At 60.8% G+C, this 13420-nt stretch carries 11 protein-coding genes; 7 read left to right on the top strand and 4 right to left on the bottom strand.

The window, feature by feature from the left end:
- Positions 1-106 precede the first annotated feature (106 nt).
- From D5261_RS24495 to D5261_RS24505, 3 genes are all read left to right on the top strand, one after another.
- Complete coding sequence (locus D5261_RS24495) at positions 107-922, top strand: DUF1559 family PulG-like putative transporter (protein ID WP_119319507.1); 816 nt, start codon at positions 107-109, stop codon at positions 920-922.
- A gap of 127 nt (positions 923-1049) precedes the next feature.
- A complete protein-coding gene (locus D5261_RS24500) occupies positions 1050-1841 on the top strand; it encodes a DeoR/GlpR family DNA-binding transcription regulator (RefSeq protein ID WP_119319506.1) in 792 nt (263 codons plus the stop codon).
- A 179-nt stretch (positions 1842-2020) separates the two neighbouring features.
- Positions 2021-2800 carry a DUF1559 family PulG-like putative transporter gene (locus D5261_RS24505; RefSeq protein WP_125205788.1) on the top strand — a complete coding sequence of 260 codons (780 nt, stop codon included), beginning with the start codon at positions 2021-2023 and terminating at the stop codon, positions 2798-2800.
- A gap of 204 nt (positions 2801-3004) precedes the next feature.
- On the opposite strand, the gene D5261_RS24510 is transcribed toward D5261_RS24505, so the two are convergent.
- The 3 genes from D5261_RS24510 to lnt all read right to left on the bottom strand — a co-directional run bounded on the left by D5261_RS24510 (position 3005) and on the right by lnt (position 8424).
- Positions 3005-5464, bottom strand: coding sequence for a glycoside hydrolase family 127 protein (locus D5261_RS24510; protein WP_119319504.1), 2460 nt, complete (start codon positions 5462-5464; stop codon positions 3005-3007).
- Between the two features lie 195 nt (positions 5465-5659).
- Positions 5660-6841 carry an AraC family transcriptional regulator gene (locus tag D5261_RS24515; RefSeq protein ID WP_174721471.1) on the bottom strand — a complete coding sequence of 394 codons (1182 nt, stop codon included), beginning with the start codon at positions 6839-6841 and terminating at the stop codon, positions 5660-5662.
- A complete protein-coding gene (lnt, locus tag D5261_RS24520) occupies positions 6838-8424 on the bottom strand; it encodes an apolipoprotein N-acyltransferase (RefSeq protein WP_165863915.1) in 1587 nt (528 codons plus the stop codon). The genes D5261_RS24515 and lnt overlap by 4 nt, the downstream gene beginning before the upstream one ends.
- Positions 8425-8455: 31 nt before the next feature.
- On the opposite strand from lnt, the gene D5261_RS24525 reads away from it, so the two are divergent.
- Genes D5261_RS24525 through D5261_RS24535 form a run of 3 tightly spaced genes read left to right on the top strand, consistent with a single transcriptional unit; the run spans position 8456 to position 11602 of the window.
- Positions 8456-9202 (top strand): hypothetical protein, encoded by a 747-nt coding sequence (locus D5261_RS24525; protein ID WP_165863914.1) that lies wholly within the window; start codon positions 8456-8458, stop codon positions 9200-9202.
- 57 nt (positions 9203-9259) lie between these two features.
- Positions 9260-10483 carry a glycoside hydrolase family 57 protein gene (locus tag D5261_RS24530; protein ID WP_119319501.1) on the top strand — a complete coding sequence of 408 codons (1224 nt, stop codon included), beginning with the start codon at positions 9260-9262 and terminating at the stop codon, positions 10481-10483.
- Between the two features lie 9 nt (positions 10484-10492).
- A complete protein-coding gene (locus D5261_RS24535; protein ID WP_119319500.1) occupies positions 10493-11602 on the top strand; it encodes an LptF/LptG family permease in 1110 nt (369 codons plus the stop codon).
- Positions 11603-11719: 117 nt separating this feature from the next.
- Here the strand turns inward: D5261_RS24535 and D5261_RS24540 are convergent, their stop codons facing one another.
- Positions 11720-11995, bottom strand: a complete 276-nt coding sequence (locus D5261_RS24540) for a GlsB/YeaQ/YmgE family stress response membrane protein (protein ID WP_119319499.1) — start codon at positions 11993-11995, stop codon at positions 11720-11722.
- A gap of 311 nt (positions 11996-12306) precedes the next feature.
- Between D5261_RS24540 and D5261_RS24545 the strand changes: the two genes are divergently transcribed.
- Positions 12307-13404 carry a glycosyltransferase family 87 protein gene (locus D5261_RS24545; protein WP_165863913.1) on the top strand — a complete coding sequence of 366 codons (1098 nt, stop codon included), beginning with the start codon at positions 12307-12309 and terminating at the stop codon, positions 13402-13404.
- Positions 13405-13420 lie beyond the last annotated feature (16 nt).

Genomic DNA, 13420 nt, shown 5'->3' on the forward strand with positions numbered 1-13420 from the left:
ACCTATTGACGTATTGAGATTCGTGTCCTATACTGGGTTTGTTCCCGCGCCGTAGTCAGCGCGGGAACAAAATCAACCGTATCATCTATAGAGAACAAGAGGCAAAATGAAGAAGAAATTGGGTTTCACACTGATTGAATTGCTAGTTGTTATCGCAATAATTGCGATTCTTGCAGCAATCCTGTTCCCGGTCTTCGCCAAAGCGCGCGAGAAGGCCCGGCAGATCAGCTGCACATCCAATATGAAGCAGATCGGCCTGGGGCTGCTTCAGTATGTCCAGGATAATGACGAAACCTGGCCGACATCGACCTATCCCGGCAATCCGCAAAAGGCGCGCGGCTGGGCGGGCAAAGTCTATCCCTATTTGAAGAGTGTCGGCGTCTACAAATGTCCGGACGAGTCGGCCGCCGTCGCCATCAGCGGCGGCGTAACCTTCTATCCCATTTCCTACGGACTGAACTCCAACCTGGACGGGCAGACGGCGGGCGGCGCGCTTGCGGCCGACAATTCTCCCGCGAAGACCGTACTGCTATTCGAATGCGAAGGGCAGACGGCGGACTTACTGAACCCGCTGGAAACGAATTCCGCCGGTGGATGGGGGCCGGATCGCTGCGCGGGATATCTGGATCAGGCCGGACCGAATATCGCTTACTCCAGCGGCCCGATGGGCAACCCGGTCCCCAAATCGGACGGCTGCGGCCTTCCGCCCAAGGGATATTGGGTTTCCGCCACCGGTCGGCACACCGACCTCTCCAACTTTGCAATGGCCGACGGTCACGTGAAAACACTGCGCGGCACATCGGTGTCGCCCGGACAATCGGCGGCTATCGAGACGGATCCCCAGTATAATGACGGCGGCGGAACGACACACTCCGCAGGGACCGGCGTTTCCGGATTTGGAGCAACGTTCAGCCATATTTAATTCGGCCACGAAACATCGGATTGAAAAGGAGCCTGGGGAATTTCTTCCCCAGGCTCCTTTGGCTTCTCGCATCCCTCGCTTGCTTAGGCGCGCTCATTGACAGGTATAATGGCCATAAGGATGAATCATGGCTGTTAGAAAGCAAGTGGCGAGCCGGCGCAGGCAAGAGATCTTACAAGACCTTCTCCTCGCGGGAGATGTCTCCGTGAACGAGCTGGCCGAACAATTGGGGGTTTCCGCGACGACTGTGCGGCGCAGTCTGCGCGCGCTTGAGGAGCAGGGCTTGCTGCGCCGGCGGCATGGCGGAGCCGTGCCGATCGAATCGTCTCTGTACGAACACTTCCGCTACGACGCGGACTTTCAGGAGCGCGACCAGCTTTACGCGGACGAAAAGCGCCGGATCGGGCTGGCGGCCAGCGAACACGTCAAGGATGGCGATATCGTCGCTCTGAGCGCCGGCACCACCACCACGCAGATCGCACGCGCCCTCAAGCTTCACAAAGATGTCACCATCGTCACCAACGCCCTGAACATCGCGATGGAGTTCGCCCGCTCCACCACCCTGCGCGTGCTTCTGACCGGCGGGTACGTCAGCGGCGGCTGGTTTTCCGTCCTTGGGCCCACCAGCCTGGAGACAATCGCCGATACCGAAATCGACATCACCTTCGTGGGGGTCGACGGCATTGAGCCAAAATCGGGCCTTACCGCGAACCACCCGGACGAGGCCGATGTCAACGCGGCGATGATCCGTCAGGCCCGCCGAAAAGTCGTCGTGGCGGACCACAGTAAGCTGGGCCGAACCGCGGACGCCTTCGTCTGTCCCCTGCACGCGGTAGACCTCATCATTACGGATACCGGCGCAACCGATGAAGCCCTCGCCCCATTCCGCAGCAAAAAGATCTCCATTCAGCAAGCCTGACACCCTGCTTTCACGCATTACGCCCCTTTACGCCCAAACATAAATTTGCTCATTTGAATCGAAAAGGATCAAAATATTTATAAATCGATTCTATTTATGACCATAGTATTGACGAATGCGCATATCTATGGTATTTTAGGAATATACGCAATCAATTCTGTCAGCATATAGGAGAAATTATGATGAACTCTCAAACTCATGCGTCTCGTCAGCGTCTGCTGGGTTTCACACTCATTGAACTGCTAGTTGTCATCGCAATAATCGCAATACTTGCCGCCATTCTGTTTCCTGTCTTCGCCAAAGCGCGAGAGAAAGCGCGGCAGATCTCCTGTGCTTCCAATCTCAAGCAGATCGGACTGGCGCATTTGCAATACTCGCAAGACTATGACGAGCAGCTCTGCGCGGCCTGGATCGGCGACGCCGATGGAAATCCCGGGAATGGCGATAATTATCCGGGAACTGCACGCTGGATGGACTTGATTGGCCCCTATGTGAAGAGCCGGGATATCTTTGTCTGCCCCGACAGCCCGGAAGCCAAGTATGTCCCGTTATCGACCAACTATCATGAGGAAGGCGGATACTGCATCAATGTCGCCTACTACGACGGCACGACGGGACATCCTCCCATTACCGACGGCATCTTCCAGCGATCGCTCACGCTGGCTCAGCTGCCGGTTCCCTCCACCACCGTGCTGGTGACGGACTCGAACGCCGCCAACAACAACGATTTCCAGCTCGCCTGGTCGAATATTGGATCTCAGCCGGCCGGAATAGAACACAGTAATCTGGCCTGGGGCTGGATCTACGCCACCGCCGGCCGCCACACCGACAATCGATCCAATACGCTCTTTTGCGATGGGCATGTGAAGGCGATGACGCTGGATGCGCTGCTGGAAAAATCGACGGTGTCCGGGCCGACCAACGGCGCTTATCGTTATTTCACGACGGAAGACGATTAGCGTCAGGCAACACGGATGTCCGGCGATTAAAATCGCGGCTAGAAAATCACGATGCGCCCCTCCGGGCACTCCAGATTTGAGATGCGATTGCGTTTCTACTCTGGAGTCCACGGAGGTGGACATCGTGCTTTTCTAGCCGCGATTTTAACCGCCGGGCGCTATGTGCGTAACGTCAGCGATTAAATCGAATTCTCCCCCGAATGCTTACCCCTCCAACACCCGCCATTGCAAGATCCCCGCAGACCACCCCGTCTGCATTTGCGCGACGAGTCGCAACGCAGTAGTGCGAATAGAGGGGAAGGTGACGCGGTTGAATTTGTCGACTTCGACGCCGTAAGGCGAGGTCGCTTCCACGGAGCGCCATTCGCCGCCGTCTTGGTACTGCAAGCTCCACGATTGGGGGACGCGGCAGTCGCGGTGGACGCACTCCTCGTCCCACCAGTAGACTTCCACTCCGGAGATTTCCTGCGCGGACGGGAAGTCATACTGGACCCATTCCGAAGTTCCCCGATGATCCCACCAGGTAAAGCGCGGAATCGTCTCGTCGTCGGAGGCGCGCGGCTGGCGCGCGTTGTTCAGCGCCCAGACCGTGTCGGAGGGGTTGCAGCGGGACGCCGAGGGCGTGGCGGCGGCTGCGGTCGTCAATGGGAGCGCGTACTGGCGGTCATCGGCGATCCAGACGGCCATATGCGTCGGCTCGCGGTTGGTGTTGGTATAGAACGGCAGCGCGGTGAATGTGGCCGCCTCGGCGGCGGGTTCGCCTTCGGGATGCGCCGCCGTCATCCGCGCCCGCGCCACATGCGCGTCGCCGCGCAGCACGGTCACGCCGCCCAGAAGATCGGGACGATGCTCGGCGCGAATCACGGACGAGGGCGCGAGGACGAGCGATTCCACATGCCCGCCATTGTCCAATCCCTCCAGACAATAGACGATAGGTCCGCACATCAGAGCGACGCGGCCGACATCTGCGGCGATTCTCGGGTCCGCTTTCAGGCGGCGCGCCGGCATCGGCAGGTTCATCTCCACCGAGTCGCCGGCGCGCCAGGTCCGCTCGATCCGCGCATAGCCGCGCACAATGGACGGCGTGACAGACTTGCCGTTGACACGGAAAGACGCTTCGCTGCTCCATGCCGGAACGCGAAGGCTCAGCGCGAAGCGCGCCGGCTTTTTCGGCGCCAAGTCCAGGCGCACGCCCCCATTCCAGGGATAGCCCGTCGTCTGCCGCAGAGTCACGTCCCATCCGTCCTGCGCGATCTTCGCCTCGCTTCCCGTAAAGAGGTTGACATAGACTCCGTCCAAATCCGTGGCGTAGACGCCGCCTGGCAACGCGCCCATCAGCTTGAGGAACATCGGCGGGCAGCATGGACAGCCGTCCCAATCCCAGCGCCGACGCTCCGGGCCGGAGGCGAGGTAGTTCGTGTAGAAGTACGACGTTCCCGCGACGGAGACGCCGCACAGCGCGCCGTTGTAAAGCTCGCGCTCCAGCACATCGAAGTATTCGGCCTGCCCCGTCGCCAGGCCCAGGTTCCTGCTGAAGAATGCGCCTCCGACGGCGGCGCAGGTCTCCGCGTACCCGAAGTTGGGCAGTTCGTAGTCCGGGCCGAACCCTTCCGTCGAGGGGATCGCGCCCAAGCCGCCGGTCACGTACATTTTGGCCGCGACCATGTTGCTCCACCAGCGCTGCGCGGTGGCGTAATACTCCGGCCGCCCGTTCACTGACGCCGCGAGGGCGATGCCCGCCGCGAGCAGCGCGGATCGCACGGCGTGCCCCTCCATCGTCGGCTGAAACAGGGCCGACCGATCGTCCTGATCGTACACGCCCATATCCGCGCGTCCCGCGTGATTGCCCCGGTTCTCGATCCAGTATTCGGCCAGTTCCAGATATCGCTTCTCATCGACTTTCTGGCCGATCCGAGCCTTCAATTTCGGATCGTCCCGGTACAGAAGATAAAGCTCCACGAAGGCCAGTTCCGCGATGGCGTGGCCGGGAATGATGTTCTGCCTGGGCGGCGGTCCCATAATACGACACATATAGTTCGCCATGCGCGTGGCGACGTCCAGCAGCTTCGTCTTCCCCGTCGCCTGATAGTGATGGACTCCCGCCTCGACGAGACACCCTGCGTTATAGACGGTATGGGGAAACCGGTCGTCGTGCATGTCGCCCGGCGCGGACGGATCGCTCCAGCGCGCCGCGACATGGCTGAGCGTCACCGCAGTATGGAGATACCCATCGGGGTCCACGGCGGCGGCCGCCGCGATGCGGTCGATATAGCCATCCAGCCGCTTTTCCAGCGCGGGATCGGGCTGGGCGATCAGAAAGTCCGACGCCGCCGCGATCATCTCATAGATCAGGCCGTCCCACCAGGGATCGCCGTGATGCCCGCCCTCGGCGCGAGCAGCCACGCGGTCGAAGTTGTCGAGCGCGCCCGTTTTCTCAAACTTGTCGAAGCAGTCGTTGATGGTCACACCGCGCCAGACGGCGAGTTTGGGCGACCAGAAATCGTCATGGATCGTCACATGGCGAATCGGAACCGCCGTCAGCGCCCGCGACTTCTTGGGATCACGGACGGCGCCCTTTGCGCCGGCGGCGCGCCCCGCAAGCGGCGCCGCCGTCATGGCGGCGGCTACGGTAAAGCATCCTTGAATAAACTGGCGTCGTAACATTCATTCTCTCCTGCGGCTGGCGCCGATGCGGACGACGCTTCGGACACAAGACTCAATCAGCCCATAGATATGTTATCACGCCGCGCTTCTGACGACAATGACATTCTTTGTCCGTGGGATGAGATTGTTTGTCAGGCGATGGGCTCCCTTTTCCCCCGCGAAGCGGCTTGTTGGGGAAAAATGGGAAGACGAGCTCTAGCGAGTTGGGGGAATAGGGATTTCCGGAATAGAGTCTCCCCGCCGCCACTCCGTCGGCGTCTTGCCCAGTTCGCGCTTGAACTGAACCATCATGTATTCCGGGTATTCGTAGCCGGCCGCTTCGGCGATGCGCTCTAAGGGCCAGTCCGTCTCTCGGAGAAGCTGCTGGACGCGTTTGAGGCGCACGCGACGGATCTCTTCGTGCGGAGAGTGGCCCAGATGGCGGCGGAAGCCGCGCTCCAGAGCGGAGCGCGAGACCGGGAGGGCGGCGAGGACATCGTCGACGCCGATCCCGGAACAGGCTTCTCGGCGGATGAAGTGGATGGCGCGGGCGATGGCGGGATCGTCCACCGCCATGATATCCGTGGACTGGCGGGTGACGACGCCGATGGGCGACAGGAGGCGGTCCTCATCTGGCGGCGCATCGCCGGCCATCAGACGGTCGAGCAGGGCCGCTGCCTCGAAGCCGACGCGTTCGGCGTCGGGAACCACGCTGGAGAGGGGCGGATCGCAGAGGTCGCAGAACGTTTCGGCGTTGTCCACGCCGATTACCGCGACTTCCTCGGGCGCGGCCAGCCCCAGCACGCGGCAGGCGTCCAGCACATGATGCCCGCGCACATCGTTGCAGGCGACCACGCCGAGCGGACGAGGCAGTCCGCGCAGCCATTCCGCGATCTTATCTCGCTCCTCCTGCCACCGATGCTCGCGCAGCCCCTCGAACGGCGATTCGAACGATTCGTGCAGTTCACCGCGCCCCAGTACGGCGGCCTCCACGCCCAGAAAGCGCTCCTGCGACCAGACCTCGCCGCGAAACCCGCAGAAGGCGATATGGCGAAAGCCGCGCTCCAGCAGATGCTCGGCGGCCATGCGGCCAATCGCCCGCATGTCCGACCGAATACGCGGCGCGCCCAAATTTCCATAGCGATCGTTCAGATCCACCACGGCCAATCCGCGAGCGCGCAAACGCTCCGCCAGCGCCGGCGTTGTCGGGCGGCAGATGACGCCGTCGCCGTCCCAGTCCAGCAGCCAGTCCGGCGGCGGGGCCAGCAGCTCGCGCTCGTCCAGAAAGACGGACCACCCTCCGCGAGCGCGCATATAACGCGAAATCCCATGCAGGATCTGCCGCCCGTAGACCACGGATGTCTCGACGATCAGAGCCACGTTGGGCCGCGACTTCATTGATCGCCCTCTGGTCTGCGCCGCAGCGCAGCGCCAAGAATCACTGCCAGAACGCCCCAGCACAGCCAAACAAACCAGTCTCCCCAGCGCGTATAAAGTGTTCGCGTCGTTCGCGACTCAACGGGCGCGGTCAGCAGTCGGGATTCGAACAACGGCGCCTCCGTCAGAACGCGCCCGGCGGGATCCAGAATCTGTGAGATCCCGGTCGATCCGGCGCGCACCAGGTAGCGGTCGCACTCCGCCGCGCGGATCGCGGCGATCGCGGCATGCTGGCGCGCCGCCGCCGTGCGCCCGAACCAGGTGTCGTCGGTCACGACAGACAGCAGTCCCGCGCCACGCGCCACCTGCTCCCGCGTCAGCTCCCCATAGGACGATTCATAACAGATCGCCACGCCCACTCTGCCAATCGGCGCGCCGGCGTCCAGCAGCGCCTGACGCGCCGCGCCCTTCTTGCGGTCATAGATCGTCAGATGCAGGGCGACCAAAAACTTCAGCCAGTCTCGACCCGGCACATACTCTCCAAAGGGCACCAATTGGCGCTTCACATAAGAACCGCGAATGGTCCCCGATTTGTCCACGAGAAACACGGAGTTGCCGTCGGAGCGTGTCTGAGCGTCCCATTCATTGCCGCCGATCAGCAGTGTTTGACCGTTGTGGGCGCAATCGAGCGCAACCCGGCCCGCAAGCTCCGGGTCATCGCGCAGGTATCCGGGAAATGTCGCTTCGGGCCATGCAGCGAAGATGGCGCCGCGCGCGGCGGCGTCCGCCTCCATCTGGGAATAGCTCCGCATCGTGTTTTCCACATAAACGGGATCTTCCGGACGGCGCTGCGACCAGGGGACATTGGGATTGATGTTTGTCTGCAAAGCGGCGGCCACATACCGAGGCCGCAAATGCTCGCTGCGCAGACTGACGCCGCCAAAAACCAGGACCAGGACAAAAGCGCAAAGCACGCCCTGGACGAATCGCGGCGGATTACGCCTGGCGATGACGCCCGCGACGGCCATATTCACCAACACGATCAGAAACGTCAGAGGCCACACCCCGCCCAACTTGGTGAGCTGCAAGATGGTGAGCGCATTGTGCTGCGTGTAAGCAAGATCTCCCCATCCAGTTCCCAGTTCGCCGAGCTGACGCACCCATTCCAATGCCGTCCAGAGCGCCGGGATCCCCAGCGCCCACGCCCAGCGTCCTTTGACGCGGCTTAGCAAATGGGCGCCGAAGCCGAATAACAGCATGACGCTGACCTGCGCCATGCTCCCGATCGCCCACGCCACCACTCCGAGCGCCGCGCCGAGCGCGTGCTGCGCCATGATCGCGAGCCAGTAAAGCACGCCGCCGAAGTAGAGAAATCCGAACACAAACGCCTGTCCGAGAGCGTCGCGGAGGCGCGCGTGCGGGTAAGTCAGCAGCATGGGAACGAGGGCGATCCACGCCAGCCATCCCCAATCGAGGTGCGGAAACGAGCCGAGAACGAGAAGGCCGGAAAGAACGGCGGCGCCGTAATTACGGAGTGCGAGGCGGGCGTCGGTGCGCCGCGAGGTCTGAAGCGGCTGCGGAGAGCCTAAATCGGTTATTGCCAATGGAGAATAAATCCTGCTATAATGACCGGACATGACACGAAAGACATGGATGCTGGCGGCAAAGATCGCCCTGCCCGCCCTCCCGCTGCTTGCCGTCGCCGGCTGTGCGCGCGCGCCGGGCGGAGCGCAAAACTCGACCGGCGCGCAGTTGATCGTCTCGATGACGGTCGCGGGGCGCATCAACCCTGCGTTTTCCTATTTCGTCCTTTTTAACACCACGAACAGCCCGACGACATCCACCGGACCGATCCCCGTCGTCGCATCGCCGTGGGGAAACGGCTTCGCCGCCGGGCAATTCACACAGTTCGTGCGCTACGATTCGACACAGGGCAGCGCCGGCTATGGCGTCTATTCGGTTGTCCCCGGATCCAACCTGCGCTCGTTCCAGTTTCTCGGATCGCCGCTGCAATTTACTCCGCCCGGCGACAGCGGATCGACGCTCCAGTTCCGGATCCCATTGTCTCAGCTCGCCGTGTCGGGAATCTCCGCCGATCAGATCCAGAATTTGCAGATCAATTTTATCGCGACAAATTCCACGCCCACGGATGCGAACACCTCGGCGACCAAACTCTTCGATGCGCTGGGCGATGCGCGCCAGGTCGGCGGCGTCAACAATCCGATCACGATTTCCACGGCGCAATCCCACATCTACCAGAACAGCGATTCGGTAACCCCGGAACCATCAGGCGACGTCACCGAGGCGGGCAACGGAGTCTTCCAAACGACATCGGAACCGGACCTGGATATCGTCAACTGGAGCGTGGAAGTGCGCAACTAAGCTCAAGTATACCAGGAGCATAGCTCCCTTACGGCCGTAAATAATGGAAGTAACGCCATGACATTGATCGTCCCTTTCTTTTTCGCCCATCAACCCTCCCGCCTGCGCCCGACCGAACAGCGCCAGGCGGGCGCCCAGAAGTCGCCGGAGGAGCTGGAAACTTACTACTTCGAGCAGGAATTCGATCGCGAGATCTTCCTGAAAGTCGCGGACAAGTGCTATCGCCCGGCGACACGCTTGATTTTGGACCTCGTGCGCAAGCACGCGAACGACGAAAAACCCTTCCGGGTAGCCTACGGCCTTTCGGGGACGCTGCTCGATCAGGCGGCCCGATACGCGCCCGACGTGCTGGACCTCTGGAAAGCGCTCGCCGACACCGGCCTCGTCGAATTCACCGGTGAAACCTACTACCATAGCCTCGCCGGTTTGTTTGACGACGAGCGGCGCGAGTTCCGCGAACAGGTTGCGCTGCATCAGGCCAAGATTCAGGAACTGTTCGGGCAAAAGACGACGATCTTCCGCAACACGGAGATGATGTATAACAACTCCGTCGCCGCCTGCGTGCAGGATATCGGTTTCAACGGCATCATTACCGAGGGCGTGGACTGGCTGATGGCCGGCTGGCGCTCCCCGGACTTCGTCTATCAGAGCACTTCGGGCCTGCCGGTGCTTTTGCGCAACTATCGACTGAGCGACGATGTCGGGTACCGGTTCTCCAACAAAGGCTGGGAAGGCTACCCCCTGACCGCCGAAAAGTTCTCCGGATGGCTCGCAGGCAATACCGATCCGATGGTGCTGCTGGCGCTGGACTACGAAGCGCTGGGCGAGCATATGTGGGCGGACACAGGCATTTTCGACTTTGTCGGCGCATTGCCTTCGCAGATCGCGCAGTACCCTCAGCTGGAGTGGGCGACGCCGGCGCAAGCGGTTTCGCGCCTGGAGACGGCCGGGACCGTGGATGTTCCGGACTTCTCGACGATCTCCTGGGCGGACCGCGAGCGCGACACGAGCGCCTGGCTCGGCAACGAGATGCAGCAGTTCTGCTACGAAGAGATCAAGCGCATGGAGGACGCCGTCCGCGCGACGGGCGATCCGCACGTGCTCCACGTCTGGCGCCTGATGCAGACGAGCGATCATCTTTACTACATCTCGGACAAGGCCCTGAGCGACGGCGATGTCCATCAGTACTTCTCGGCTTACGGAACGGTCGTCGAATCATTCGTCCGCCTGCACACCGCCGTCTACGATCTGCGGCGGCGCGCGGAGCATTGGCGCGTTTAAGAGAGCCTCATGAAGCGCATGGACCGCTACGTCCTCGGTGAGATGGCGCCGCCCTTTCTGGCCGGCGTCATGCTCATCGTCGTGATGCTGGTTGGGAACACGCTGTTTCCGCTGATCGAGCAGATCGTCAAGAACGGCATTCCGTTCAAAGTCGTCGCCAAGCTCGTCGTCTTCAACATCCCCACCCTGCTTGTCCTCACTCTGCCGGCCGGTACGGCGCTTTCGGCGTCCTGGGCCGTCAACCGGATGGCGCGCGATTCGGAAATCACCGTAATTCGCATGTCCGGAGTTTCCCTGCGCCGCCTCTTCCTGCCGATCTTTCTCGTGGGACTGCTGGCGAGTATTACGGCGTTCGTGGTCGCCGACCGTGTCGTCCCGCGCGCGCAGCACGAATTCCAGCAGACACAGGGACAGATGCTCAGCTATGCGCTGCAAGCGTCTCCCAGCCTCGCCGCCAACAAAGTCTTCACCTTCGAAGATTACGCGTTCCATATCCGCGAAATACGAAAAGATCCCTCGGGAGATCCGAATAAGCTCCAATTGTACGGCGTCACGATCTTCGAAAATCCGACCAACGGCGGTTTCCCCACGATCACCACGGCGCAAAGCGCTACGTACAATCGGGATATTTGGGCGCTTCAGAATGTCGTGGTCCATCATCTGGCGCTGGACGGCTCGGAGCGCCTGGAGATTCAGGCGGCGGCCACGACGCTGAACTTGCGCGTCCCGTTGATGGACATCGCCTCCAGCGCCATGCAGCGGCCCGACGAACTGTCGATGGCGCAGCTTGGCCGGCGTATGCGCGCGATGCAAAGCACGGGACAGGACGGCGGGGAAGACTTCCGGGAAGTCGCCGTCAACTATTACATGAAGCTTTCGCTGCCGTTCGTCTGCCTGGCGTTCGCGCTTTGCGCGCCTCCGCTCGCCCTGCGTTTTGCGCGCACCGGCGCTTATACGGGGATCTTTCTTTCATTGGTGATGGTATGGGTCGGCTGGAACACGCTGCTGCTAACCAAGTTCCTGGGCCTCGGCGGCGCGCTCAATCCCATCCTCGCCGCCTGGGCGCCCGATATCCTGTTCACCGCGATCGGTCTCTATTTCTTGTGGCGTATCGAATAATCGCGCGATACAGAGCGTCAGATCAGAAAAGCAACAGATCGACGCAGAAAAAGGCCCGGACATCAATGTCCGGGCCTGATTGGCGTTAAGCGCCTTTATATTAATCGATGGTGATCGTTACAACGCACGGCGGCCGCTGAGCATACGGCTGATCATCACGACAACGATCGCTCCGATGGCCGCCCATACGATGCTCATGATGTCGAGCGTCGTGGTAAATGACCGGCTTCCGGTAATCAAGTGATAGATGAACCCGCCGACAACGGCGCCGACGATACCCAGAACCGTAGTCCCTACAAAACCGCCGGGTTCATCGGCAGTACCGGGAACAATCGCCTTAGCCAGAAGGCCGGCAAGAAAACCAACAACAATCCACATCAAAATCGTAAACATCGACATTTTCCTCCCTGGGTGAACTTGACTTCCTGTCTCTCCAAAAGCGCCATCCTAGCGCCGCGCTGCATGTTTTTCTGTAAGTTCTTATCAACTAAGTGTTCAGTATTTCACTGACACACATATATATCCGTTTCCCGAACGCCCTCAAACATTCGCCGAAAAAAGTTTTGTAAGATATGAGACACCCGGAACCTGGCGTTTCTGGCGAACGGGCGGAAACCTGGTGTATAATCCTGTATCTTGCCGCTTGCCCGGCGCAAACGCGATCCGCGTCGCGCCTCGAAATCCATCGTCGTGAAAGAGCATTCATGAGTAAGCCTGCATGGGCTGTCTGGAATTCCAGCCGGCTTCGCTCCCTTGTTACCGTTCTGGCCGCTTTGCATGTGGTCTATCAAGCTTTCTTTTTCATACCGGCGCACTGGAACCGCAGCGACTCCCTTCGCGACACTCCCGCCTTTTACCTGGCGGCGCAGAACTCCGTAAACCATCACACCCTGTATCGCGCGCGGCCCGGCTACGGCCCTGACAAGATGATGTCTGGCCCGTATTTCCTGTATTTGCCGCAGTTTGCCGTTCTAGAAGCGCCGCTTGGGCGCCTATCTCCGATGGCGTTTTCGCGGGTTTGGTATGGGCTGATCCTCGCCGCGTTTTGGATATTCGCGGCGAGTCTCGCCCGCATCGCGTTCGGCCGGTTTTCCCTGGATGGAACTCTGGTCTGGGGATTGATTGTCGGGGCGACGCCGGGCGTCTATTTCGCCATCTCCACCGCAAACGCCGATCCAATGATGTGGGCGCTCGTGGGGATGGCGATTGCGACCAATCGACGCGGGATCTTTTTTGCGCTCGCAGCTCAGCTGAAGCTGTATACGCTGCTGCCGCTCACGCTCGCCGTCTGGAAAGAAGGACGCCGCGTCGCGATTCCCGCCTCAATTTTGCTGGTTATCGGTTTCGCCGCCGGCATTGGCTACTGCGGCGTCCAGTCGTACTGGCAGTGGGCGCACTGGGTGCTGCCGATGATCCGTCAGGGCACGTTTTTCCCGGGCGATATCTCCCTGTCGCTGGGTTGTTTACGCCTGGCGAGGCATTTGGGATGGAATTACGTTTCCGGACCGCTTCCGCCGGGGCCGCGCTTGTTTCTCTCGGTATTGGGAGTGTTAGGGCCGGTCTGCGTTTCCTACCTGGCCCGTAAGCAGGAGCCGCTGAAGCTGTATTGTTATTCGACGATCGCTTCCGTTTTGTTTTCGCCATACTGCTGGAGCTTCTATATTCCGATCTGTTACCCCTTGATTGCGCTGTTTATTCGAGACAGTCGTCAGGCGTGGATGGCGGCGAAAGAGCAAACGGCGGCCCCGCGCGCGGACGCAATTGCGGCCCAGCAATCCGTTCCCTCGGGCAGTGTTATTTGAATGAACTATCGACCTT

This window comes from Capsulimonas corticalis, assembly GCF_003574315.2.
GTDB classification, from domain to species: Bacteria; Armatimonadota; Armatimonadia; order Armatimonadales; family Capsulimonadaceae; genus Capsulimonas; species Capsulimonas corticalis.